Source organism: Klebsiella sp. Lac1 (assembly GCF_009825425.1).
In the GTDB taxonomy this organism is placed as follows: Bacteria; Pseudomonadota; Gammaproteobacteria; order Enterobacterales; family Enterobacteriaceae; genus Klebsiella; species Klebsiella electrica.
Genome location: NZ_VJZJ01000001.1, coordinates 3074630 through 3100742, shown reverse-complemented (window position 1 = coordinate 3100742; position 26113 = coordinate 3074630). Strand labels below are relative to the sequence as shown.

At 58.0% G+C, this 26113-nt stretch carries 19 protein-coding genes; 11 read left to right on the top strand and 8 right to left on the bottom strand.

Features of this window, described 5'->3' with window-relative positions; all coding sequences use genetic code 11:
* Positions 1-30: 30 nt before the first annotated feature.
* Complete coding sequence (locus FNY10_RS15030) at positions 31-1053, bottom strand: IS110 family transposase (RefSeq protein WP_160702067.1); 1023 nt, start codon at positions 1051-1053, stop codon at positions 31-33.
* Positions 1054-1204: 151 nt separating this feature from the next.
* On the bottom strand, positions 1205-2053 hold the full coding sequence (gene sseA, locus FNY10_RS15025; protein WP_131048777.1) for a 3-mercaptopyruvate sulfurtransferase: 849 nt from the start codon (positions 2051-2053) through the stop codon (positions 1205-1207).
* A gap of 209 nt (positions 2054-2262) precedes the next feature.
* Here sseA and FNY10_RS15020 point away from each other — a divergent pair, with 209 nt between their 5' ends.
* The 10 genes from FNY10_RS15020 (at position 2263) to der (ending at position 18898) form a co-directional block, all read left to right on the top strand.
* Positions 2263-7212, top strand: coding sequence for an alpha-2-macroglobulin family protein (locus tag FNY10_RS15020; RefSeq protein WP_160703000.1), 4950 nt, complete (start codon positions 2263-2265; stop codon positions 7210-7212).
* Positions 7213-9537 (top strand): peptidoglycan glycosyltransferase PbpC, encoded by a 2325-nt coding sequence (pbpC, locus tag FNY10_RS15015; RefSeq protein WP_160702998.1) that lies wholly within the window; start codon positions 7213-7215, stop codon positions 9535-9537. It abuts the gene before it with no gap.
* 160 nt (positions 9538-9697) lie between these two features.
* Positions 9698-10129, top strand: coding sequence for a nucleoside-diphosphate kinase (ndk, locus tag FNY10_RS15010; RefSeq protein ID WP_100683314.1), 432 nt, complete (start codon positions 9698-9700; stop codon positions 10127-10129).
* A gap of 333 nt (positions 10130-10462) precedes the next feature.
* A complete protein-coding gene (locus FNY10_RS15005; protein WP_160702996.1) occupies positions 10463-11629 on the top strand; it encodes a bifunctional tRNA (adenosine(37)-C2)-methyltransferase TrmG/ribosomal RNA large subunit methyltransferase RlmN in 1167 nt (388 codons plus the stop codon).
* A gap of 272 nt (positions 11630-11901) precedes the next feature.
* The gene (gene rodZ, locus FNY10_RS15000) at positions 11902-12870 is read left to right on the top strand and encodes a cytoskeleton protein RodZ (protein ID WP_141963937.1); all 969 of its coding nucleotides are present in this window, start codon (positions 11902-11904) and stop codon (positions 12868-12870) included.
* A 26-nt stretch (positions 12871-12896) separates the two neighbouring features.
* The gene (gene ispG, locus FNY10_RS14995) at positions 12897-14018 is read left to right on the top strand and encodes a flavodoxin-dependent (E)-4-hydroxy-3-methylbut-2-enyl-diphosphate synthase (protein WP_100683311.1); all 1122 of its coding nucleotides are present in this window, start codon (positions 12897-12899) and stop codon (positions 14016-14018) included.
* Positions 14019-14109: 91 nt separating this feature from the next.
* Positions 14110-15384 carry a histidine--tRNA ligase gene (gene hisS / locus FNY10_RS14990; protein WP_100683310.1) on the top strand — a complete coding sequence of 425 codons (1275 nt, stop codon included), beginning with the start codon at positions 14110-14112 and terminating at the stop codon, positions 15382-15384.
* Between the two features lie 34 nt (positions 15385-15418).
* A complete protein-coding gene (locus FNY10_RS14985; protein ID WP_100683309.1) occupies positions 15419-16039 on the top strand; it encodes a YfgM family protein in 621 nt (206 codons plus the stop codon).
* A gap of 10 nt (positions 16040-16049) precedes the next feature.
* Entirely contained in the window at positions 16050-17228 is a 1179-nt protein-coding gene (gene bamB, locus FNY10_RS14980; RefSeq protein WP_131048781.1) for an outer membrane protein assembly factor BamB, read from the top strand.
* 191 nt (positions 17229-17419) lie between these two features.
* The gene (der, locus tag FNY10_RS14975) at positions 17420-18898 is read left to right on the top strand and encodes a ribosome biogenesis GTPase Der (RefSeq protein WP_100683307.1); all 1479 of its coding nucleotides are present in this window, start codon (positions 17420-17422) and stop codon (positions 18896-18898) included.
* A 102-nt stretch (positions 18899-19000) separates the two neighbouring features.
* Here der and FNY10_RS14970 read toward each other — a convergent pair whose 3' ends face one another.
* Genes FNY10_RS14970 through FNY10_RS14955 form a run of 4 tightly spaced genes read right to left on the bottom strand, consistent with a single transcriptional unit; the run spans position 19001 to position 24069 of the window.
* Complete coding sequence (locus FNY10_RS14970) at positions 19001-20722, bottom strand: ABC transporter ATP-binding protein (RefSeq protein ID WP_160702994.1); 1722 nt, start codon at positions 20720-20722, stop codon at positions 19001-19003.
* On the bottom strand, positions 20723-21583 hold the full coding sequence (locus FNY10_RS14965; RefSeq protein WP_131048783.1) for an ABC transporter permease: 861 nt from the start codon (positions 21581-21583) through the stop codon (positions 20723-20725).
* Positions 21573-22538, bottom strand: coding sequence for an ABC transporter permease (locus tag FNY10_RS14960; protein WP_160702992.1), 966 nt, complete (start codon positions 22536-22538; stop codon positions 21573-21575). Before FNY10_RS14960 ends, FNY10_RS14965 begins: the two co-directional genes overlap by 11 nt.
* The gene (locus FNY10_RS14955; RefSeq protein WP_227699438.1) at positions 22516-24069 is read right to left on the bottom strand and encodes an ABC transporter substrate-binding protein; all 1554 of its coding nucleotides are present in this window, start codon (positions 24067-24069) and stop codon (positions 22516-22518) included. The genes FNY10_RS14960 and FNY10_RS14955 overlap by 23 nt, the downstream gene beginning before the upstream one ends.
* 437 nt (positions 24070-24506) lie before the next feature.
* On the opposite strand from FNY10_RS14955, the gene FNY10_RS14950 reads away from it, so the two are divergent.
* A complete protein-coding gene (locus FNY10_RS14950) occupies positions 24507-24728 on the top strand; it encodes a zinc ribbon domain-containing protein (protein WP_100683302.1) in 222 nt (73 codons plus the stop codon).
* Here the strand turns inward: FNY10_RS14950 and FNY10_RS14945 are convergent.
* Both FNY10_RS14945 and FNY10_RS14940 read right to left on the bottom strand, forming a co-directional pair.
* On the bottom strand, positions 24725-25075 hold the full coding sequence (locus tag FNY10_RS14945; RefSeq protein WP_100683301.1) for a protealysin inhibitor emfourin: 351 nt from the start codon (positions 25073-25075) through the stop codon (positions 24725-24727). The two genes, FNY10_RS14950 and FNY10_RS14945, sit on opposite strands and share 4 nt — an antisense overlap.
* Entirely contained in the window at positions 25076-26101 is a 1026-nt protein-coding gene (locus FNY10_RS14940) for a M4 family metallopeptidase (RefSeq protein ID WP_100683300.1), read from the bottom strand.
* Positions 26102-26113: the final 12 nt, after the last annotated feature.

The following is a 26113-nucleotide window of genomic DNA, read 5'->3' as shown; positions in this document are numbered from 1 at the left end:
TCTTTTACTGCATGGACAACAGGACACCGGTTAACCGGCACCCTGTTGTCCATGGTACTCTTTTTCACCGCTCAGTATCGCCCACGCTATTCGCGCATTCTTGTTCGCCAGCGCCACTGTCGCGATATTCCGGTTTCGCCTTTCCGACAACGCCTGCAGCCACTGACTGCGTCTGTCGGTTTTATTCTGACACGCATTCAGCACCGCTCGCGCACCGTGGATTATCAGTGTCCGCAGGTAGCTGTCTCCCCGCTTGCTGATATGTCCCAGCCGCTCTTTCCCGCCGCTGGAATGCTGCCGGGGAACCAGCCCCAGATACGCCGCCATCTCCCGGCCACTTTTGAACTGTCTGCCATCCCCAACCGCCGCCACCAGCGCGCTGGCCACCACCGGACCTATGCCTTCTATTGTCAGCAGCCTTTTTATCCGGATATCATCCCGCGCCGACTGCTCAAGCCGCCTGTCATGCCGGGCGACCCGCTCATCCAGTATCTGCAACTCTTCCGCCAACTCTCCCAGCAGGCGGATAAAGCGGTCATCCCACTGTTCCTGTTGCGACAGTATCTCCGGCAACGCCTTACGCAGTTGTCTTATCCCCACAGGCAGGACCAGACCGAACTCACCCAGCAGGCCCCGCATCTCATTGCTCAGGGCTGTCCGGGCACGGATCAGCCTGGCCCGGACGCGGTGCTCTGCCTGCAGCGTCTGCTGCCTTTCCGTTTTGACGGCCACGAAGCGCATTCCCGGGCGGCTGATAGCCTCACAGATAGCTTCCGCATCGTTGGCGTCATTTTTCTGGCCTTTGAGATAAGGCTTAACCCGCTGCGGAGGGATAATGCGCACGGTATGTCCCATCCGGGTCAGCTCGCGGGCCCAGTAGTGGGCGGCAGCGCAGGCTTCAATACCGATAAGGCACGGGGAGAGCTGAAAGAAAAAGGCCATCATGCGGTCACGGCGCAGGGTTTTACGCAGGACAGCCTGTTCATGGTGATCCACGGCATGTATCTGGAAGATATTTTTAGCCAGGTCGAGACCAATACGTTTAATATTCATAATGGACACCTCCTCCGGGACTCTGAAGTTAACACCTCAGTCTGGCACTCTGATGCCGTAAGGTGGGAGGTGTCCATCACATCGGGCTACGGTTTAGTGCCCTGGTGTAGCCCGGATAAGGCGGTACGCCGCAATCCGGGAATATTCACGGTTACTGCGCCGGTTCGATGGGCAAATCCGTGCGGGCGCCCCATTCGCTCCACGAGCCGTCGTACAGGCACACGCCGTTAACGCCGAGCGTGGTCAACGCCAGCACCACCACCGCCGCCGTGACGCCGGAGCCGCAGCTGGCGATAATCGGTCGCTCGAAATTCACGCCCTGGCGAATGAAAATCTCATTCAGCTCATCCACGGTTTTCAGTTCGCCGTTAATCACCAGATCGCTCCACGGCACGTTAAGCGCGCCGGGAATATGGCCACGACGTAGCCCCGGACGCGGTTCATCCGCCTGACCATTAAAACGCGCGGCCGGACGCGCATCGACGATCTGCGCCGATCCCTCATGGCTGACCAGCAGCACATCGGTCAGCCGTTTGATCACCTGCGGATCGAAGCGTCCGTCAAATTCGCCTTCCGCAATATCGGCAATGCCCTGTTCGAGTGGCAGTTCATCGCGCTGCCAGCCGGCCAGGCCGCCGGCGAGAATCGAGACATTTTCGACGCCAAAGGTGCGCAGCATCCACCAGGCGCGCGGGGCGGAGAAGAGATTGCCTTCATCGTAAACCACCAGATGTTTATCGCTGCAGACCCCCAGCTCGCGCATTGCGACGGCGAAGGCTTCCGCTCGCGGCATCATGTGCGGCAGCGGACTGGTGTGGTCGGAGAGCGCTTCAATATCGAAAAATACGGCGTTGGGAATATGGCCCGCGCGATATTCTGCATCCATATCGCGCAGGGCTTCCTGGCCTGCTGGCGCCATTCGCGCATCGATAATCTGAATTTCCGGGTCATCAATATGTTCCGCTAACCAGTCAGCGGCGACGAAAAACGAGGTAGACATGGAGACTCCGTTTTATTATTCATCAATCAATGAATTGTCGACGTTTTCTCGGTGCCTGACAAGTTATGGAGGACGAAGTTGCGACGCGGTCATGGAGGATAAAATAGTGATAGTCATATTCTGGCAGGGTGGCTGTTGGTAATTCCAGCGTTAGCGCATAATAATGAGTTCACTACAGGCACTGGCTGTTTTGGCCAAGGGGTTAAAGGATGAAACCATTTCGTTTAGCGGCGCTGTCGCTGGCGCTATTGACGGCACTCTCTCTCAGCGGATGCGATGACAGCGGTAAACCGCAGGCCGTCTCGCCAGCTGACTCTTCCGCTGCGCAAACAGGCGCGACAAAACCGGACAGCGCGCAGCTGGCGGCACTGGCGGAAAAAAGCAAAGGTAAAGCGCTGACGCTGCTGGACGCCTCGGAACTCCAGCTGGACGGCGCGGCGGCGATGGTGCTCACCTTCTCTGTACCGCTTAATCCCGATCAGGATTTCTCACGCAGCGTGCATCTTGTCGATAAAAAAAGCGGCAAGGTGGATGGCGCCTGGGAACTGTCGCCGGATCTGAAAGCGCTGCGGCTACGCCATCTTGAGCCGAAACGCGAACTGATTGTCACCGTTGACCCGACGCTGAGTGCGCTGAACGCGGCGACCTTCGATAGCCATTTTGAAAAAACCATTACCACCCGCGATATTGCCCCGAGCGTCGGTTTCGCCAGTCGCGGCTCGCTGCTGCCGGGCAAAGTGATCGCCGGGCTGCCGGTCATGGCGCTCAACGTCGACAATGTCGACGTCAACTTTTTCCGTATCAAGCCGGAGTCGCTGTCCGCTTTCGTCAGCCAGTGGGAATACCGTAACTCATTGAGTAACTGGGAGTCTGACGAGCTGTTGAAAATGGCCGATCTGGTCTATACCGGGCGTTTCGATCTCAATCCGGCGCGCAATACGCGGGAGAAACTGCTGCTGCCGCTGGCCGATATTAAGCCGTTGCAGCAGCCGGGTGTCTACGTTGCGGTGATGAACCCGGCGGGGCGCTACAGCTATAGCAACGCCGCGACGCTGTTTACGCTGAGCGATATCGGCGTATCGGCGCACCGTTATCACAACCGGCTGGATGTCTTTACCCAGAGCCTGGAGGACGGTGCGGCGCAATCTGGTATCGATGTGCTGTTGCTGAATGCGAAAGGGCAAACCCTCGCCGAGGCAAAAAGCGACGGCCAGGGTCATGTGACTCTGCAAACTAATGATAAAGACGCGGCGCTGCTGCTGGCGCGAAAAGACGGGCAGACCACCTTGCTGGATCTCAAACTTCCCGCTCTGGATCTGGCCGAGTTCTCGATTGCCGGCGCCCCGGGATTCAGCAAGCAGTTCTTTATGTTCGGTCCGCGCGATCTGTATCGCCCGGGAGAAACGGTCATCCTTAACGCGCTGCTTCGTGACGGCGACGGCAAGCCGCTGGCCGAGCAGCCGGTGAAATTCGACGTGGTGCAGCCGGACGGGCAGGTGATCCGCTCGCTGGTCAGCAAACCGGTCAATGGTCTGTATCAGTTTACCTGGCCGCTTGATAGCGGGGCACCGACCGGGATGTGGCATATCCGCGCCAGTACCGGCGACAATCAGCCGCGCGAGTGGGATTTCCACGTTGAAGATTTTATGCCTGAGCGGATGGCACTGAATCTGACGCCGCAAAACGCGCCGCTGGCCACGGATGCCGATGTGCACTTCGGCGTCGTCGGCGCCTATCTGTATGGCGCCCCGGCCAGCGGCAATCAGCTACAGGGGAAACTGTTCCTGCGCCCGCTGCGCGATGCGGTTGCGGCGCTGCCGGGCTTCCAGTTTGGTGATATTGCCGAAGAAAACCTCTCCCGCAGCCTGGATGAAGTCCAGACGACGCTGGATGAAAAAGGCCATGCCGACGTCACCACCGCTAGCCAGTGGCAGGATAGCCATTCGCCGCTGCAGGTGGTTTTACAGGCCAGCCTGCTGGAATCGGGCGGCCGACCGGTTACCCGCACCGTGCAGCAGCCGATCTGGCCTGCCGATACGCTGCCAGGCATTCGCCCGGAGTTTGCCCTCAAAGAGGTCTACGACTATCGCACCGACACAACGGTGAAACAGCCGGTGGTGGATGAAAACAGCACCGCGGCGTTTGAGATTGTTTATGCCGATGCCAAAGGCGAGAAAAAAGCGGTCTCTGGGCTACAGGTGCGGCTGATTCGCGAGCGCCGCGACTACTACTGGAACTGGTCTGACAGCGAAGGCTGGCAGTCGCAGTTCGATCAAAAAGATCTGCAGGAAGGCGAACAATCTCTGGATCTGCAGGCCGGGCAAACGGCGAAAGTGAGTTTCCCGGTGGAGTGGGGCTCCTACCGCCTGGAAGTGAAAGGCCCCGATGACGTCATCAGCAGCGTGCGCTTCTGGGCGGGCTACAGCTGGCAGGATAACAGCGATGGCACAGGCGCAGCGCGTCCGGATCGGGTCACCATGAAGCTGGACAAAGCCGCCTATAAACCCGGCGACACCATCAAACTGCATATCGCCGCCCCGGCGGCGGGGAAAGGCTATGCGATGGTAGAATCGAGCGAAGGGCCGCTGTGGTGGCAGGAAATTGACGTCCCGGCGAATGGCATGGAGTTGTCGATTCCGGTCGATAAAACCTGGAACCGTCACGATCTCTACCTCAGCACCCTGGTGATTCGCCCCGGAGATAAATCCCGCTCGGCGACGCCGAAACGGGCGGTTGGCCTGCTGCACCTGCCGCTGGGCGATGAAAATCGGCGCCTGACGCTGGCGCTGGATGCTCCACAAAAAATGCGCCCGAATCAGCCGCTGACGGTGAAAATCAAAGCCAGCGTGGCGCAGGGGGAAGTGCCGAAACAGGTCAATGTGCTGCTCTCCGCCGTAGACAGCGGGGTGCTGAACATCACCGATTACGCCACTCCGGATCCGTGGGATGCCTTCTTTGGTCAGAAACGTTACGGCGCGGATATTTATGATATCTACGGTCAGGTGATTGAAGGGCAGGGGCGTCTCGCCAGCCTGCGTTTCGGCGGCGACGGCGACGAACTCAAACGCGGCGGAAAACCGCCGGTTAACCACGTCACGATTATTGCCCAGCAGGCGCAGCCGGTGGTACTGGATGAGCGTGGCGAAGGGGCGGTGACGCTGCCGATTGGCGATTTCAACGGCGAACTGCGGGTGATGGCGCAGGCGTGGACCGCCGATGATTTTGGCAGCAGCGACGAGAAAGTGGTGGTGGCCGCGCCGGTGATTGCCGATCTGAATACGCCGCGCTTCCTTGCCAGCGGCGACGCAACCCGGCTGGCGCTGGATCTGCGTAATCTCACCGACAAGCCGCAAACGCTGAATGTCGCGCTGAGCGCCAGCGGTTTGCTGCAGCTCGATGGCGCGGCCATTCCTCCGCTACAGCTGGCGCCCGGCGCGCGCAGCACGCTGTTTGTCCCGGTGAGTGCCCGCGATGGCTTCGGCGATGGTCAGGTGAACGCCACGATTACCGGCGTGACCCTGCCGGGCGAGACCTTCACCCCGATGCGCAAACAGTGGAAAATTGGCGTGCGTCCGGCCTTCCCGGCGCAGACCGTGAATAACGGCGTGGTGCTGCAACCGGGGGAAAGCTGGCAGGCGCCTGTCGGGCAAACGCAGGGCTTCTCGCCGGCGACGCTGCAGGGGCAACTGGTGTTCAGCGGGAAGCCGCCGCTAAATCTCGCCCGCTACATTCGCGACCTGAAAGCCTATCCTTATGGCTGCCTGGAGCAGACCGCCAGCGGACTGTTCCCGTCGCTTTACACCAATGCCGCGCAGCTCAAAGCATTGGGTATCGTCGGCGACAGCGATGAAAAACGTCGTGCGGCGGTGGACATCGGTATTTCCCGACTGCTGCATATGCAGCGTGACGATGGCGGATTCGCCCTGTGGGACAAAGAAGGGCCGGAAGAGTACTGGCTGACCGCCTATGCCATGGATTTCCTCGTGAGAGCAGGCGAGCAGGGCTATAGCGTACCGGCTCAGGCGATGAATAACGGTAACCAGCGTCTGCTGCGCTATCTGCAGGAACCGGGGCTGATGACCGTTCGCTACAGCGATGACGCGGCGGCCAGCCGTTTCGCCGCTCAGGCCTATGCGGCCCTGGTGCTGGCCCGTCAGCAAAAAGCGCCCCTTGGCGCCCTACGCGAAATCTGGAGCCGTCATGAGCAGGCGCGTTCTGGCCTGCCTCTGCTGCAACTGGGTATCGCCCTCAAAGCGATGGGCGATGCGCCGCGCGCTGAGCAGGCGTTGACGCTGGCGATGAGCACGCCGCGTCAGGATACGGATCGCTGGCTGGGCGATTATGGTAGCGCGCTGCGCGACGATGCGCTGAAGCTGGCCCTGCTGGAGGAGAACCAACTGCTGCCGGATGCGCAGAACACCTTACTGAGCAACCTCGCGGAAGAGGCCTACGGTCAGCGCTGGCTTTCAACCCAGGAGACTAACGCGCTGTTCCTGGCTGGCCGGACATTACAGGATTTACCCGGCAACTGGCAGGCGCAAACGTCGCTACAGGCGCAGCCGCTCTCGGCGGATAAAGCGCAGACCCGCAACCTGAGCGCTGAACAACTGGCCTCCCTGCAGGTCAGCAATACCGGCGATCGACCGCTCTGGCTGCGTCTTGACAGCAGCGGATACCCGCTCGCTGCGCCGCAGGCCACGGGGAACGTTCTGGGTATTGAACGTCAAATCTTTGACACCCGCGGTCAGCAGAAATCGCTGACCTCGCTGCGTAGCGGCGAGCTGGTGCTGGTGAAGCTGGAGGTCACCGCCAAACGCAACGTTCCGGATGCGCTGGTGGTGGACCTGCTGCCGGCGGGACTGGAGCTGGAAAACCAGAACCTGGCGAACAGCAGCGCCAGCCTGCAGGAGAACGGCGACGCGGTGCAGAACTTGCTTAGCCAGATGCAGCAGGCGGATATTCAACATATCGAGTTCCGTGACGATCGCTTCGTCGCCGCCGTGGCGATTAACGAAGGGCAGCCGGTGACGTTGGTGTACCTGGCGCGCGCGGTCACGCCGGGAACATATCAGGTTCCGCAGCCGCAGGTGGAGTCGATGTATATTCCGCAGTGGCGGGCGACCGGCGCGGCCAGCGGCCCGCTGACTGTTACCCCGTAAATGCGGGCGTTGCGACAGGTAAAACGCCGCTGGCGCTGGCTGGCGGTGTTGATCGTGATGCTATGGCTGGCGGTGCTGGCGGCGGATCGTCTGTGGCCGTTACCGCTGCAGGAGGTGGCACCGGCCCGGGTGGTGGCCGCGGAAGATGGCACGCCGCTGTGGCGCTTTGCCGATCAGCAGGGTGTCTGGCGCTATCCGGTCGCTCTCAATGATGTGTCGCCGCGCTATCTGCAGGCGCTGATCCAGTATGAAGATCGCTGGTTCTGGCGGCATCCGGGCGTAAATCCGTTTGCGGTTTTTCGCGCGGCCTGGCAGGACCTGACCGCCGGGCGAGTCATCTCCGGCGGCAGCACCCTGACCATGCAGGTCGCGAGGCTGCTCGATCCTCATCCCCGCACCTTCGGCGGCAAGCTGCGCCAGCTCTGGCGCGCGCTGCAGCTGGAATGGCATTTATCAAAAAGCGAGATCCTGACGCTGTATCTTAACCGCGCTCCCTTTGGCGGGACGCTGCAGGGGATTGGCGCTGCCAGCTGGGCCTATCTCGGCAAACCCCCCGCGCAACTCAGCTATGGCGAAGCGGCGCTGCTGGCCGTGCTGCCGCAGGCGCCAAGTCGTTTACGTCCCGATCGCTGGCCGCAGCGGGCTCAGGCCGCGCGGGATAAAGTCCTGGCGCGGATGCGCAGCCAGGGCGTCTGGCCCGCTAAGGCGGTACAGGAAGCGATTGAAGAACCGGTATGGTTGTTTCCACGACAGATGCCGCAGCTGGCACCGCTTTTTTCCCGTCGGATACTGGCGAGCAGCCGCAAAGAGAAAGTGGTGACGACGCTCGATGCCGGGCTCCAGCGGCAGCTGGAAGATCTGGCGCTCAACTGGAAATCGCGCCTGCCGCCGCGTAGCTCGCTGGCGATGGTGGTCGTCGACCATACCAATATGAAAGTGCGGGGCTGGGTCGGTTCGGCGGATATTTCCGACGATAGCCGCTTCGGACATATCGATATGGTCTCGGCGGTTCGTTCGCCGGGGTCGGTTTTAAAACCGTTTGTCTACGGTATGGCGCTGGATGACGGGCTTATTCATCCGGCCTCTTTATTACAGGATGTGCCGCGCCGTTTTAGCGACTACCGTCCCGGAAATTTTGACAGCGGTTTTCATGGCCCGGTCAGCGCCAGCGAAGCACTGGTGCGTTCGCTGAACCTTCCGGCGGTTCAGGTGCTTGAAGCCTACGGGCCGAAGCGCTTCGCCGCCACCTTACGCAATGCCGGTTTGCCGCTGATATTACCGACCGGCGCGGAACCCAACCTGTCGCTGATCCTCGGCGGGGCGGGGACAAAGCTGGAAGATATCGTGGCTGGATACAGCGCCTTCGCCCGTCATGGCAAGGTCGCGCGATTGCGGATGACGCCGGACGCCCCGCTGGTGGAAAGACCGCTGTTGTCGCCGGGCGCGGCATGGATAATCCGGCGAATACTGGCGGGCGAAGCCCAGCCGGTACCGGACGCTTCGTTGGTGCAGGTGGTTCCGCTGGCGTGGAAAACCGGCACCAGCTACGGCTATCGCGATGCCTGGGCCATTGGCGTCAATGCCCGCTACCTGATCGGCATCTGGACCGGGCGGCCTGACGGCACTCCGGTGGTGGGGCAGTTTGGTTTTGCCAGCGCGGTACCTCTGCTGAACCAGGTCAATAATATGCTGCTGGCGCGCCCGGCCACGGGGCGCGGCGGTCTGCCTACCGACCCGCGTCCGCAGACGGTCAGCGCGGCAACGATTTGCTGGCCTGGCGGGCAGAATCTGGCGCCAGGCGATAGTAACTGCCGACGTCGACTGGCGACATGGCTGCTGGATGACAGCCAGCCGCCGACGCTGCTGTTGCCGGGCCAGGAAGAGGGGCGCGGTATTCGCTTCCCTGTCTGGTTAGATGGGCAGGGGCGGCGGGTGGCGGCGGATTGTCCCGGCGCCGTGCGGAAGATAATCGATGTCTGGCCGCTGCCGCTGGAGCCCTGGCTGCCCCCTGCGGAGCGGCGGGCTGCCCGTTCAGGCCCGGTTTCGCCGGACTGCCCGCCGCCGCAGGCGACGGACGTGGCACCGCTGGTGCTGTCGGGCGTGCGTGAGGGGGCGGTGATTAAACGTTTACCGGGAACGACGCGGGTCATGCTGGCGCTGCAGACCACCGGTGGCGAAGGGCGGCGCTGGTGGTTTCTCAATGGTGAACCACAGACCGCCGCCGGTGCCAGTGCGACGCTGCCGCTGGAGCGGCCCGACAGTTATCAACTGGTGGTCATGGACGAGAGTGGCCAGGTGGCGACGGCGAATTTTACGCTGCAATAGCGCTAAATGCCCAATCCCCTGCTTTATGTGTTGCTAAAACTCGTCTTATTTTAACAAAATGTTACCTTCATCCATAGGCAGCGCCGGTGTTGCTCATTATAATGCGCGCCAGGCCATACGATCGTATGCGCAACAACAGAACATTTTATTAGAGGTAATCATGGCTATTGAACGTACTTTTTCCATCATCAAACCAAACGCGGTGGCAAAAAACGTTATTGGCGGCATCTTTTCCCGCTTTGAAGCAGCAGGGTTCAAAATCGTCGGCACCAAAATGCTGCACCTGACCGTTGAACAGGCTCGCGGTTTCTACGCTGAGCACGAAGGTCGCCCGTTCTTCGACGGCCTGGTTGAGTTCATGACTTCCGGCCCGATCGTGGTCTCCGTTCTGGAAGGCGAAAACGCCGTTCAGCGTCACCGTGACCTGCTGGGCGCAACCAACCCGGACAACGCGCTGGCAGGCACTCTGCGCGCAGACTACGCCGACAGCTTCACCGAGAACGGCACCCACGGTTCCGATTCCGTTGAGTCTGCGGCTCGCGAAATCGCGTTCTTCTTTGCAGAAGGCGAGGTTTGCCCGCGCACTCGCTAATCTCCTGCGTCTTTCAGGCCACTGCTTTGTTGGCGTCATTCGCACCCCCCGGGAACATAGCTATCTATGTTCCCGGGGGGCGCGAACTTGCCGCCTCGCCGTGACCTGAAATACTTTGGAGAGTCTGGTCCTCGTCTTTTCGACAATCGAAAAGCCATAGAGGATTAAGTACGCAGTAACAGATTTTTTCATCATTGCCGCGTGCAAACGTGGTATTGATGCAGCAGAATTTGTACAATGCAACGCCCCTGGACGAGCACTCGTTCATAGGGGCGTTTCTTTTTTTCAACCCTCCTGGGGCCATAACGTGTAACAACGAGGCCGGAATAGATTATGTCTGAACATATTGTCACACCTGATACCGCCGCTCTGACGGTGCCGAACAACGATGCCAAAATCAACCTGCTGGACCTGAACCGTCAGCAGATGCGCGAGTTTTTCAAAAACATGGATGAAAAACCCTTCCGCGCCGATCAGGTGATGAAATGGATGTATCACTATTGCAGCGACAACTTTGATGATATGACCGATATCAACAAGGTGCTGCGCAACAAGCTGAAGGAAGTCGCGGAGATCCGCGCCCCGGAAGTCGTTGAGGAGCAGCGCTCCAGCGACGGGACCATTAAATGGGCGATTGCCGTCGGCGATCAGCGCGTGGAAACGGTTTATATTCCGGAAGACGATCGTGCGACGCTGTGCGTTTCGTCGCAGGTAGGATGCGCATTAGAGTGTAAATTCTGTTCGACGGCGCAGCAGGGATTTAACCGCAATCTGCGGGTTTCAGAAATTATCGGCCAGGTATGGCGCGCGGCGAAAATCGTCGGTGCGGCCAAAATTACCGGTCAACGTCCGATCACCAACGTGGTAATGATGGGGATGGGCGAGCCGCTGCTGAACCTGACTAACGTCGTCCCGGCGATGGAAATCATGCTGGACGATTTCGGTTTTGGCCTGTCGAAACGTCGCGTGACGCTTTCTACTTCAGGCGTGGTCCCGGCGCTGGATAAGCTCGGCGATATGATAGACGTGGCGCTGGCGATTTCCCTGCACGCGCCTAACGATACGATTCGTGATGAAATCGTGCCGATCAACAAGAAATATAACATTGAGACCTTCCTGAATTCGGTCCGCGGCTATATTTCGAAGTCCAACGCCAACCAGGGTCGCGTCACCATTGAGTACGTCATGCTCGATCACGTCAACGATGGTACCGAGCATGCCCATGAACTGGCGGCGCTGTTAAAAGATACGCCGTGCAAGATCAACCTGATTCCCTGGAACCCGTTCCCGGGGGCGCCGTATGGCCGCAGCTCCAACAGCCGTATCGACCGTTTCTCCAAGGTGCTTATGGAATATGGCTTTACCACTATCGTGCGTAAAACGCGCGGCGATGACATTGACGCCGCCTGTGGGCAGCTGGCCGGCGACGTTATCGACCGGACCAAACGTACGCTGCGTAAACGCATGCAGGGCGAAGCCATTGATGTGAAGACGGTCTGATAAATGACGCAGCGCATGGCATGAAGCATGCGCTGCGGATTTATGCCTAATCGCCAGGCGAAATACGCGGATTCGGGCAATAATTACGGTGCGTTTTTGTCGACTTTGAGGCAGTATGTAGCGGCACTACAACCGCTTAGCATTCAATATTGATAAGTATCTGTGATAGTGGGTCATACGGACTTATACTTTTCGTATGACGTTTAGCAGATGTTTCGCGGCGCGGGTTTAACCGGCGCTGAACTTTAAATTCACGTACCAGTAGTTGTCGAATGAACACTGAAGCCACTCAAGACCATCAACAAGCAAATACGACGGGCGCGCGTCTACGTCATGCCCGTGAACAACTCGGACTCAGCCAGCAAGCGGTGGCGGAGCGCTTATGCCTGAAAGTTTCCACGGTTCGTGATATTGAAGACGACAAGGCGCCTGCCGACCTGGCCTCAACATTCCTGCGCGGTTACATCCGCTCCTATGCGCGCCTTGTGCACATTCCGGAAGATGAACTGCTGCCAATGATGGCAAAACAGGCCCCGATTCGTGCGGCGAAAGTCGCGCCGATGCAGAGTTTCTCGCTGGGAAAACGCCGTAAAAAGCGTGACGGCTGGCTGATGAGTTTCACCTGGCTGGTGCTGTTTGTGGTCATTGGCCTCAGCGGCGCCTGGTGGTGGCAAGACCATAAGGCCCAGCAGGAAGAGATTACCTCGATGGCCGACCAGTCAAGCGCTGAGCTGAATGCGGGCGACAGCAGCCAGAGTATTCCGTTGGATACCGGTGCCAGCAACACGGCGCCGGACAGCACCGCCAACAGCGCGCCGGTTGATACCACAACTGCACCGACGGCCTCTACCCAGGCACCGGTTAATAATAACGCCGTTGTGGCGCCATCTCAGGCGAATGTGGATAGCGCGCCGGCTGCCGCTGCGCCGACTTCTCCACTGCCAACCGCTCCGGCTAACGCAGCCGCTACGGCCGCTGCGGCCCAGGATTTGGTCCTGAATTTCTCTGCCGACTGCTGGCTGGAAGTGAGCGATGCCACCGGCAAGAAACTGTTCAGCGGTTTGCAACGTAAAGGCGGTAATCTGAACCTGAGCGGTCAGGCGCCTTATAAACTGAAAATTGGTGCGCCGGCAGCGGTACAGATTCAGTATCTGGGTAAACCCGTCGATTTAAGTCGTTTTATCAGAACTAACCAGGTTGCGCGTCTGACCCTTAATGCCGAAACATCACCGGCGCAGTAACAGACGGGTAACGCGGGAGATTTTTCATGCATAACCAGGCTCCGATTCAACGTAGAAAATCAAAACGTATTTACGTTGGGAATGTGCCGATTGGCGATGGCGCGCCCATCGCCGTACAGTCGATGACCAATACTCGCACCACCGATGTGGCTGCGACGGTAAACCAAATCAAAGCCTTAGAGCGCGTTGGCGCGGATATCGTCCGCGTCTCCGTTCCGACGATGGATGCGGCGGAAGCGTTCAGGCTCATCAAGCAGCAGGTCAACGTCCCGCTGGTCGCCGATATCCACTTTGACTACCGTATCGCCCTGAAAGTGGCGGAGTACGGTGTGGACTGTCTGCGTATCAACCCGGGTAACATCGGTAACGAAGAACGTATCCGCATGGTGGTTGATTGCGCCCGCGATAAAAATATTCCTATCCGTATCGGCGTTAACGCCGGTTCGCTGGAAAAAGATCTGCAGGAAAAATACGGCGAACCTACGCCGCAGGCGCTGCTGGAATCCGCTATGCGCCATGTCGATCATCTCGATCGTCTCAACTTCGAACAGTTCAAAGTCAGCGTAAAAGCGTCGGATGTGTTTCTTGCTGTCGAGTCCTATCGCCTGCTGGCGAAGCAGATCGATCAGCCGCTGCACCTTGGGATCACTGAAGCCGGCGGCGCCCGCAGCGGCGCGGTGAAATCGGCGATCGGTCTGGGGCTGCTGCTGTCTGAAGGGATCGGCGATACCCTGCGCGTTTCCCTGGCGGCGGATCCGGTGGAAGAGATCAAGGTGGGTTTCGACATTCTGAAATCCCTGCGCATCCGCGCCCGCGGGATCAACTTCATCGCTTGCCCGACCTGTTCGCGTCAGGAGTTCGACGTGATCGGCACCGTGAACGCGCTGGAGCAGCGTCTGGAAGACATCATTACGCCGATGGACATTTCGATTATCGGCTGCGTGGTGAACGGTCCGGGCGAAGCGCTGGTTTCAACGCTTGGCGTGACCGGCGGCAATAAAAAAAGCGGCCTCTATGAAGATGGCGTGCGTAAAGACAGGCTGGACAACGACGATATGATCGATCAGCTGGAAGCGCGAATCCGTGCTAAAGCCTCGATGCTTGATGAAGCGCGTCGCATCAATGTTCAGCAGGTTGAAGAGAAATAATCCGGGGCGGTGTATCACTTCCCGTGTATGATTGAACCCGCAGACGCGCGGCGTCGGGGTTCATTTTTGTATATAGATAAAGAGAATAAACGTGGCAAAGAACATTCAAGCCATCCGTGGCATGAACGATTATCTGCCGGGCGAGACCGCTCTCTGGCAGCGCATTGAAGGCTCACTGAAACAGGTGCTCGGCAGCTACGGTTACAGCGAAATCCGTTTGCCGATTGTAGAGCAGACCCCGTTATTCAAACGCGCGATCGGCGAAGTGACCGACGTGGTTGAAAAAGAGATGTACACCTTTGAGGACCGCAATGGCGACAGCCTGACGCTGCGTCCGGAAGGGACGGCGGGCTGCGTACGTGCCGGCATCGAACATGGTCTGCTGTACAATCAAGAACAGCGTCTGTGGTACGTCGGGCCGATGTTCCGCCACGAACGTCCGCAGAAAGGGCGCTATCGCCAGTTCCATCAGATGGGTGTTGAAGTCTTTGGCCTGCAGGGCCCAGATATCGATGCCGAGCTGATCATGCTGACCGCCCGCTGGTGGCGTGAGCTGGGTATCGCTGACCACGTTGCGCTGGAGCTGAACTCCATCGGTTCGCTGGAAGCGCGCGCGACCTACCGCGATGCGCTGGTCGCCTATCTTGAGCAGTTTAAAGATAAGCTCGACGAAGACTGCAAACGCCGCATGTATACCAACCCGCTGCGCGTCCTGGATTCCAAAAACCCGGAAGTGCAGGCGCTGCTCAACGACGCGCCTGCGCTGGGCGACTATCTGGATGAAGACTCCAAAGCGCATTTCGCCGGGCTGTGTGCCCTGCTGGACGATGCCGGTATTCGCTATACCGTCAACCAGCGTCTGGTGCGCGGGCTGGATTATTATAACCGTACCGTGTTTGAGTGGGTCACCAGCAGCCTCGGTTCCCAGGGAACGGTCTGTGCCGGTGGTCGTTATGATGGTCTGGTAGAGCAGCTGGGCGGGCGTGCGACGCCAGCCGTAGGCTTCGCGATGGGGCTGGAACGTCTTGTTTTACTGGTTCAGGCGGTCAATCCGGAATTTAAAGCCGATCCTGTTGTCGATATATACCTGGTGGCTTCCGGAACCGATACCCAGTCTGCAGCGATGCGTCTGGCTGAGCGGGTTCGCGATGAGCTGCCCGGCGCTAAGCTGATGACCAACCACGGCGGTGGCAACTTTAAGAAACAGTTTGCCCGCGCGGATAAATGGGGCGCTCGCGTTGCTCTGGTGGTCGGTGAATCAGAAATTGCTGACGGAAACGTGGTAGTGAAGGATTTACGCTCAGGTGAGCAAACTACCGTAACGCAGGATAGCGTTGCTGCGCATTTGCGCGCACTTCTGGGGTAATCTCCCGGGAATCATTAGTCAGGAGAAGGACTGCGTGGAAACGTATAACAACGAAAACGATCAGGTCGATGCGCTCAAGCGTTTCTTTGCCGAAAATGGCAAGGCGCTGGCCGTCGGTGTGATTTTAGGGATTGGCGCGTTGGTTGGCTGGCGCTACTGGAGTTCTCATCAGCAGGATACGGCGAGAGAATCCTCTTTAGCCTATGAAAACGCCATTTCCGCGCTCAAATCAAACACGCCGGAAGCGCTGAGCTCGGCGGAAAAATTTGCTGCCGATAGCAAAAACAGCTACGGCGCGTTTGCTTCTCTGGAGCTGGCCCAGCGTTTTGTCGATAACAACGATCTGCAAAATGCCGAAAAGCAGCTTCAGCAGGGCCTGGCCGCCGCATCGGATGATAACCTGAAGTCGGTTATCAATATGCGTCTTGCGCGTGTGCAGCTACAGCTGAAAAAACCTGATGAAGCGCTGAAAACCCTTGATGGTATTAAAGGTGAAGGCTGGGTCGCTATTGTCGCCGATCTCCGTGGTGAGATTCTGCTCAACAAAGGCGATAAGCAAGGCGCTCGCGCGGCCTGGGAAGCGGGTGTGAAAAGCGATGCTTCACCTGCGCTCAGCGAAATGATGCGTATGAAAATAAATAATCTGTCCATCTGAGAGGGACTCGATGCAATTGCGTAAATTACTTTTGCCAGGGCTGCTTTCCGTTACCTTATTAAGCGGTTGTTCGTTGTTTAACAGCGAAGAAGATGTGGTGAAAATGTCACCGCTGCCGACGGTGGAAAATCAGTTTACGCCGTCCACGTCCTGGAGTACCTCTGTTGGCGATGGTATCGGCGATTTCTATTCTAACCTGCATCCGGCTTTTGCCGACGGCGTCGTCTATGCGGCCGATCGTAAGGGTACCGTCAAAGCGCTGAACGCTGCCGACGGCAAAGAGGTGTGGTCGGTTAACCTGGCTGAAAAAGACGGCTGGTTCTCTCGCACGCCTGCGCTGCTCTCTGGCGGCGTCACCGTTTCCGGCGGCCATGTCTATATCGGCAGCGAAAAAGCGCAGCTGTTCGCCCTGAATACCAGCGATGGTAGCGTGGCGTGGCAGGCTCGCGTTGCGGGTGAAGCGATTTCTCGTCCGGTTGTCAGCGACGGCATGGTTCTGGTGCACACCAGTAACGGTCAGTTGCAGGCGCTGAATGAAGCGGATGGGGCGGTGAAGTGGACCGTTAACCTGGATATGCCGGCGCTGTCTCTGCGCGGTGAATCCGCCCCGGCGACCGCCTATGGCGCAGCCATCGTTGGCGGTGATAACGGTCGCGTGAGCGCCGTGTTGATGCAGCAAGGGCAGATTATCTGGCAGCAGCGTATCTCCCAGGCGACCGGGCCGACGGAAATCGATCGTCTGAATGACGTCGATACGACCCCGGTTATCGTCAACGGTGTGGCATACACGCTGGCGTATAACGGCAACCTGACCGCGCTGGATCTGCGCAGCGGCCAGATCATGTGGAAACGTGAGCTGGGTTCCGTGAATGACTTTATCGTTGACGGCAACCGTATCTACCTCGTCGATCAGAATGACCGCATCCTGGCGCTCTCCACCGAAGGTGGCGTGACGCTGTGGACGCAGAGCGATCTGCTGCATCGCCTGCTGACCGCGCCGGTGTTGTATAATGGCAACCTGGTGGTCGGTGATAGCGAAGGCTATATGCACTGGGTGAACCCGGAAGATGGTCACTTTGTGGCCCAGCAGAAAGTGGATAGCTCCGGCTTCCGTACCGACGCGGTAGTAGCCGATGGTCGACTGCTGATCCAGGCAACCGACGGCACGCTGTATTCAATTACGCGTTAGTCGTGGCGGCTTACCCGCGGCTCTTGAGTTTCTTCGCAACGACTGGCAACGCGGCCGGCAGCGAAGTTCACTAAGAGACAACGGGTATAGTGCGAATTGAGAAACGGCTCCTGGCAGACAGGGGCCGTTTTGACTTTTTTAAAAACGTCGTTAAATCGACGTTGCATAGCAATTTGTAAGAGGCATTTAACATGATACCTGTGGTCGCGCTTGTCGGGCGCCCTAATGTTGGAAAATCCACGCTTTTCAACCGTTTGACGCGCACTCGTGATGCGTTGGTCGCGGATTTTCCGGGGCTGACTCGTGACCGTAAGTACGGTCGTGCTGAAGTTGAAGGTCGTGAATTTATCTGTATCGATACCGGCGGTATCGATGGCACAGAAGACGGCGTTGAAACCCGTATGGCTGAACAGTCGCTGCTGGCGATTGAAGAGGCGGACGTTGTGCTGTTTATGGTCGATGCGCGCGCGGGGCTGATGCCTGCCGATACCGCGATCGCCAAACATCTGCGCTCGCGCGAAAAGCCGACTTTCCTGGTGGCGAACAAAACCGACGGCATTGATGCCGATCAGGCGATTGCCGACTTCTGGTCGCTGGGCCTCGGAGATATCCATCCGATCGCTGCGTCTCACGGTCGCGGCGTGACCAGCCTGCTGGAGCACGTTCTGCTGCCGTGGGCCGAAGCGATCGACCCGTCAGAAGAAGTCGATGAAGATGCGGCATACTGGGCGCAGTTTGAAGCGGAACAGAACGGTGAAGAAGCTGAAGAGCCGGAAGATGACTTCAATCCGCAAGATCTGCCGATTAAGCTGGCGATTGTCGGCCGTCCAAACGTCGGTAAATCCACGCTGACCAACCGTATCCTGGGCGAAGACCGCGTGGTGGTCTACGACATGCCGGGTACCACGCGCGACAGCATCTATATTCCGATGCAGCGCGACGAACGTGAATACGTGCTCATCGACACCGCGGGCGTACGTAAGCGCGGTAAAATTACCGACGTGGTCGAAAAATTCTCGGTCATCAAAACGTTGCAGGCGATTGAAGACGCCAACGTAGTGATGCTGGTTATCGATGCGCGTGAAGGGATTTCCGACCAGGATCTTTCTCTGCTTGGTTTTATCCTCAACAGCGGCCGCTCGCTGGTGATTGTGGTCAACAAGTGGGATGGCCTGAGCCAGGAAGTAAGAGAGCAGGTTAAAGAGACGCTGGACTTCCGTCTGGGATTCATTGACTTTGCACGCATCCACTTTATCTCCGCGCTGCACGGTAGCGGCGTAGGTAACCTGTTCGAATCCGTACGCGAAGCGTATGACAGCGCGACCCGTCGCGTCGGGACGGCGATGCTGACCCGTATCATGACCATGGCGGCAGAAGATCATCAGCCGCCGCTGGTGCGTGGTCGTCGCGTGAAGCTGAAATATGCCCATGCCGGTGGTTATAACCCGCCGATTGTGGTCATCCACGGTAACCAGGTCAAAGACCTGCCGGACTCCTATAAGCGTTACCTGATGAACTACTTCCGCAAGTCGCTGGACGTAATGGGTACGCCGATTCGTATCCAGTTCAAAGAAGGGGAAAACCCGTTTGCCAACAAACGCAATACCCTGACGCCGAATCAGATGCGTAAGCGTAAGCGCTTGATTAAACACATCAAGAAAAGCAAATAAGCTATTTGCCCGCATGAAAACCCCAAAGCCCGCATCTGCCGCAATGCCGTTCACTTAAGTGGAGCGGTACTGCGTTTCACCGGATAGCGGGTTTTTGACATCTTAACCGCCCTCGGCCTTGATGGTCGGGGGCGTTTTGTTATGAACCTGGGGGGCGACAGGCTCACGTATCACCGATGACAGTAATAATCGGGTATAGGGATGACGCGCCTGTTGAAATATCTGCTCGACGGTGCCGGTTTCGACAATTTCACCGGCTTTCATCACCGCGATCCGGTGACTCATATGCTGCACCACGCCCAAATCATGGGAGATAAACAGCATCGAAAGATGCAGTCTGCGCTGCAAAGAGATCAATAGATCCAGAACCTGGGCCTGAGTGGTTACGTCCAGGGCTGATACCGGTTCGTCACATACCAGCAGGTCGGGCTCGCTTGCCAGTGCCTGGGCGATAGATACGCGTTGCCGCTGGCCGCCGGAAAGAGAGACTGGACGGCGCGGCAGTAAATCGGGGCTCAGCCCGACCAGAGAGAGCAGCTCCTCGATTCGCTGCTGGCGCTGACGGGCGCTGAGGCGAAAATGTAGCCGCAGCGGTTGCTCAAGCAGCTGTTCAACGCTGTACTGAGGATCGAACGAACCCAGCGGGTCCTGCACAATTGTCTGAATCCGCGCTCTGCGAGGACGTCGTTCGCGCTCGGGGAGCTTACTCCAGGGGGAGCCCAGTAGCTGGATCTCTCCCTCGTCCGGACTCTGCAGGGCGAGCACCATTTTCCCGAGGGTTGTTTTCCCCGAGCCGGACTCTCCCACAATACCCAACGTTTCACCGCGGGCCACCGCCAATGAAACCCGATTCACCGCGCGTAACGGCATACCGTCAGGTAAAGTGAAGGTGACGGAAACATCGTTAACCTTCAGCACAGGCGCTTGTCTGTCGTCTGTTGCTGTCGACGGCTCAGGGAGAAGCGTCGCGCCGAGTGGGTCCTGACCGGAAAGCCAGTGTCCCCGTGTGCCGGCGGTGGGTACGGCGGCCAGTAGTCGCCGGGTATAGGGATGCTGCGGTGCGAACAAGACGTTTCGCGTCGTTCCTTGTTCAATCTGGCTACCGTTGCGCATGACAACGACGCGGTCAGCAATATCGGCCACGACGGCCAAATCGTGGGTAATCAGCAGGATGCCGTGTCCGGCTTCGGCCAGCATTTTGAATATGTTCAGCACCTGTTTTTGTACCGTCGCGTCGAGGGCCGTGGTCGGTTCATCGGCAATTAACAGGCGAGGACCGGCCGCCAGCGCGGAGGCAATCAGCGCGCGCTGGCGCAATCCTCCGGAAAGCTGGTGCGGATATTGCGCCGCCCGATTTTTTGCATCGGCAATACCCACGTCAGTCAGCAACGTCTGAACCCGCTCCGCCACCTTGACGCGCGGCAACAGGCGATGGGTCAGTATCGGTTCGGCGACCTCCTGCCCGATACGGCGCAAGGGATCGAGCGACGTCAAGGCATCCTGCAGAACAAAACCTATCTCCCGCCCTCGTATACGCTGCCAGGTTTTGCTGTCGCGGGTGAGTAAATCATCAACGCCACCGTCATGACGCAGCAGTTCGATGGCATGAGCCTGAACCTGAGCCCCTGTACCCGGTAGCCCGACCAGCGTTCGCGCGGTGACTGATTTGCCGGAACCCGATTCGCCAACCAGCGCCAGGATTTCTCCGGCGTTGACGGTAAAAGAGAGCGATTTGACGGCGTCCGTTACGCCCTGCTTTGACGGGAAGCTGACGTGCAGATCCTCTACGCGTAGCAGAGGTGAAAGCGCGGATGGATAGTCCATTTACAGGCTGCCTTTGGCCAGAAGAGTTTGCAAACGACGCCCCAGGAGCGTGATGGAGATGACGGAGAGTGCAATGACGCTGGCTGGCAAAAGGCTGACCCAGGGAGCGCTGTCCAGAAAGTTGCGGCCTTCGGAGAGTAGCGCGCCCCATTCCGCGGTGGGCGGTGTCACCCCGAGACCCAGAAAGCTCATGGCGGAGGCGGCGAGTACCGCCTGTCCGATACCAATAGTCGCCAGAATCAACAGTGGACGGATGGTATTAGGAATAATATGGCGCACGATGATCGTCAGGGGGGATTCTCCCAGGGTGACAGCATGCTGGACGTAGCCGGACAGTTTGACCTGTAATACCTGAGAGCGTACCAGGCGCGCATAGCCAGCAATAGCGGCCAGGCCGACGGCAAACAACGTATTTTCCGGGCCGCGGCCCAATACGGCAATAGCCAGTAATGCCAGCAGGAGCTCAGGAAAGGCGAGCAGAATATCCAGCAAACGTACCAGCAGCTGGCGTGAAATTCGTGGCCCCAGCGCAGCGGCCGTACCGAGCACAATACCGCCCGCACAGGCCAGCAGAGTGGCGCCGACGCCGATAGACAAGGACAGCGATGTGCCATACACCACGCGGGCAAACACATCGCGCCCGAGCTGGTCGGTGCCAAACCAGTGCGTAAGGCTGGGAGGCTGTAATACTGCGGCGAAGTCTATATCGTTTGGCGCATGGGGCGTCAACAACGCCGGGAAGAATACCGCCAGTAACAGTAGCACGACGATCATTGCGGGAAGCAATGTACCCGGCGTCAGCCAGGGGCTGCGATAAGCTGCCCGTCGGCATTGCGGTAGCTTCAGAGAATTACTGCTCATCGGTAGACTCCTTGACGCCTAGCCTCGGGTCGATAAGCAAATACAGCGCGTCGAGGATCAGGTTAATGACGACAAACAGAAAAGCGGAAAACATCACTATCCCAAGAACCAATGGCATGTCGCGGTTTTCGATAGCGAGAAGCGTGATTTGGCCGATACCGGCGCGCCCAAACACCGTCTCTGTCAGAATCGATCCCCCCAGTACGCCAGCCAGTAATGTCCCGGTGAGCGTCGAGAGGGCCAGCGCGCCGTGGCGTAAGGCATGCAGCAGGCGTAACCTGGTTTCGCTGACGCCGCGAGTGCGTACCGTCAAGGCGAAGGGTTGCGCCAGCGCCTCTTCCAGACCATCCCGCAGCACCTGGCTGAATATGGCCGTCAGCGGCAGGCTTAGGGTGAGAGCAGGCAGTACCAATGAGGCAATGCCTTCGTTGCCGGTAACCGGAAACCATTGCAGCTTAAAGCTAAAGATAGTGAGCAGCAGAATACCTATCCAGTATACCGGTGTGCTGAGCAGGATCAGCTCCACGCCGGACAGCAGCCCGCGTAGCCGGCGCTGGCGGCCGGACGTCGCCAGCGCATTAACGATGGCCAGCGTCAACGCCAGAACCAGCGCGCTGAGCGCCAGGGGCAGAGTTTGTTTTAATGCGGCGCCTATCACTGACACTACCGGTTGGCGAAACTGATAGCTGATACCGGGATCGCCGCTGAGCGCCTGGCCGCAGTAACGCAGATATTGAACCCACAGTGGCTGATCGAGACCAAATTTGCGGATTAACTCCGCGCGAAACGCCGGATCGACAACCGCATCCCCGCCGCCGATGATAATCGACACCGGATCGCCAGGGATGAGCTTCACGGCGATAAACGTCAGTGTTGCGGCGCCCCACAGCACCGCGACAATCGTCAGAAGGCGCTTAGCACCTCCCTTAAGACTAACGGCTAATCCAGGCATCATAGAAGTTCGGTTTGGCATTGGTGGCCCAGTTAACGCCATGCACAGTTCGGGATAAACCGAGCTGGAAAGCGGGAATATACAACGGGACGACATAGGCCTGGTCGATGACCTGATGCTGAATCTCATGGTACAGCCGTTTGCGCTCCTCTTCGCCGGCACCCACGGCGCGTTCCAGCTTATCGTCGATCGTATTCACCCGGGCGTGGTTGTTGCCCTGAGGAGGAATGAAAGAGGAATGAAAGACGGTCCGCAAAATATCCGGCTCAGGGCGGACAAAGAAGTTGGAGGCGATGTCATAGTCGTTACTGGCCGTGCGGCTCGCAAAAATCCCCGCATCTACCGGGTCAAGCTGCAGGTCGAAACCGGTTTGCTTCACCTGATACTGTACCGCCTGAAACAGCGCCACATCAGCCGACTCGACGTTTCCGGGGACGTAGATAAAGCGTACGGTGAGACGATGACCGTCCCGCGTGCGATAGCCCTGGCTGTCTTTGCTCTTCCAGCCCGCTTCATCAAGCAGGCGGTTAGCTTTATTGATATCGAACCCCCAGCTGGCGGCAACGCTCGGATCGTAGTCGACCGTGGTGGGACCCAGCACATTATGTGCCGGTTTCACTGTACCGAAGAACGTGGCTTGTACTGCCGCTTCGCTGTTTACTGAGCTCTGGAAAGCCTGGCGCACCTTGACGTCTTTGAACGGTCCCTGCGCAATATTAAGATACAGAACCCGGTTAACCCCGGGGTTTTCGCGCGTGATGACCTGTAGCCTGGTGTTTTTCGTCACCTGGGCGTAGTTAACCGGCGGAATAGCATCAATGGCTTGAACCTGCCCGCTGTTCAATGCCCCCAAACGCACAGCGGTTTCCGGCAGATATTTAAACTCAATGCCGTCAAGCCAGGCCGGACCCTGATGAGTGGCATATCCTGGTCCCCAGTGATAATCAGCACGTTTACTCAGGCGGCTGCCGCTACCCTTGACGAACGAATCCAGAATAAAAGGGCCGGAGCCGACGACGGTATTGCTGGTATTTAGCGTATTTTTTAAATAGGTCGGCGACTGAATCCCCAGATAGGGGAGGCTGAGTCCTTGTAATAAGGGCGCAAAGGCGGTTTTATAACGGATGACGACGGTTGAGTCATCCGGCGTTTCAATACTGTCTACCGGCCCGAGCAGCGATTTGGAATAAGGGGAGATGGTTTTAGGATCCAGAATACGGTCGAAGTTATATTTGACCGCCGCAGCATCGAGTCTGGTGCCATCGCTGAACGTCACATCTTTGCGCAAATGGAAAGTGTATAGCTTGTTATCATTGCTGACTTCCCAGCGTTGCGCCAGCCAGGGCGTAAAGTGGTTATCTTCAGCCTGCCCGACCAGTGAATCAAGCACATTGCGCGTCACCAGCGCGGCGACGGAATAGGCGGTGGTAGACGGGTCGATAGTGGGCGTATCGCTACCCAATGCGACATGCAGTATGCCGCCAGCCACGGGTTTGTCATTGACATTGTTCACCGCCCACGCGGAGGTGGTCATGGCGACTAAAAGCGTCAACCCTGATGTCGCGATGGCGCCGGGATGAAACCAGCGACTCGTTAAAAAGCGATATTCTTTCACGCGCATTCCTTTGTGATTGCCGGGTCTATTGTGGTTGCATCTTAGTAAGTGGCAAAGGGACTGTAAAAGAACAAAAAATCATTCTTATTGCCAGCCAGAACATTTAAACCGGCGTCTTATCTGAGAGTAATGGGGGAACCACCGGGGCTGAGGGCGAGTCACTGACTGCATGCAGAGCACAGCGTTAAGCAATGACTGTGGATATTTAACCGCTGAACCGTTTTGTGCAACCGACGCATATTGTTAATGTTATGCATTTAGAAATTATTTAAAATCAGTCGCTGTTTACCCTGTTGTGTATTGCACTCAATGAAAACGGCGGAGAATATCCCCGTCATAGATATCCGGAGAAAATAATGGAACTCAACTGCCCGGTCTGCGGTAAAACACTCTCCGGCACGGAGAGCGGTGCGCATTGTGAAGGTTGTCAGATGGACTTTACGCTGGAAGCCCGCTGCCCGGATTGCCATAAGCCGCTGCAAGTGCTGAAGGCCTGCGGCGCGGTCGATTATTTCTGCCAGAACGGCCACGGGATGATTTCCAGAAAGCGTGTCGAGTTTGTGCCGCTGGCGTCTTAATCGCCAACGCAGCCTTCGCCTTTCTGCCACAGTTCAACCAGCGACGGCGGGGCGTCCTCTTCCGGGATCAGCACAATGATATCGGTATACTGCGCCTGATTGTGCTGCGCCCGCAGAATCTGAATACGAAAATAGCGCCGATCGCCGCGGCCTGGAGAACTGGCTCGCCCGGGCGGCAAGCCGAACGGAAATGACTGCTGCAGAATATCCACGATGCGCTGGCGTTGCGCCTGCGTCAGGGATGACAACGTGATTCTGCGCTCTCCGCTTAACCCAGGAATAAACGCGAAGCCGCCTTCCCGCGCCAGTTCGATGACGGCATCATCAGCCAGTTCCGGTACCTTCATTTACAGCACCCCTACGGTTTTCCACGCCTGCTCGATGGCCGCCGCCGTCGCGGTGCCTGAGCGTTTTTCGCCATGCGTGATGGTTAACTGAGCGAAATCCGCAAAATCCGCATCCTGCTTCAGCGCGCGATCGCAGACGGTGTCATACCAGGCGTAACCGGCTTTTTCCCAGGCAAACCCGCCCAGAGCGCTGGCAGCAAGATAGAAGGCGTGATTAGGTATACCTGAATTCAGATGAACGCCGCCGTTATCCTGCCGGGTGTGGACAAAATCTTTCATGTGGGCAGGCTGCGGGTCTTTCCCCAGCAGCGGATCGTCATAGGCGCTACCGGGGTGTGACATTGAGCGTAACCCTTTACCGTGGATCCCCCTGGCTAACAGCCCCGCGCCAATAATCCAGTCCGCCCGATCCGCAGTTTGCTTATGATGATACTGTTTCACGAGAGAACCGAAGACGTCGGAAAGCGACTCGTTCAATGCGCCCGACTGGGCGAAATAGATAAGCCCGGCCTCGCTTTCGGTTACCCCGTGGCTGAGTTCGTGGGCGACAACATCAATCGCTATTGTAAAGCGATTAAAGATCTCGCCATCGCCGTCGCCGAATACCATTTGCTGACCATTCCAGAATGCGTTCTGGTACTCTCTGCCGTAATGCACTGTGCCGATAAGCTTCAGACCGCGGTTGTCCAGCGAGTCGCGGTGGTAGGTGCGCCAGAAAAATTCATGAGTGATGCCCAGATAATCGTAAGCTTCATCAACGGCCACATCGCCATTGGATAATTGACCTTCAAATCGCACCTGGGTACCGGGCAAATCCTGGGTCTGTTGCGCATCATAAATATCGCGTTCCAGCTGGCCTGGAGTGGAGACATGCGCGGCTGTGGGCTGGCCGGGAACGTGGGCCATTAGCGCCTGTACGTGGGTCAGCGTTTGCTGTGCGCAGCGTTGCTGAGTCGTGGAACCGTGGTCAACAATGCGCCGCAGAATATAGGGGGGAACAACGCAGCGGTAATGATAATATTGCATATCGCGCTCCTT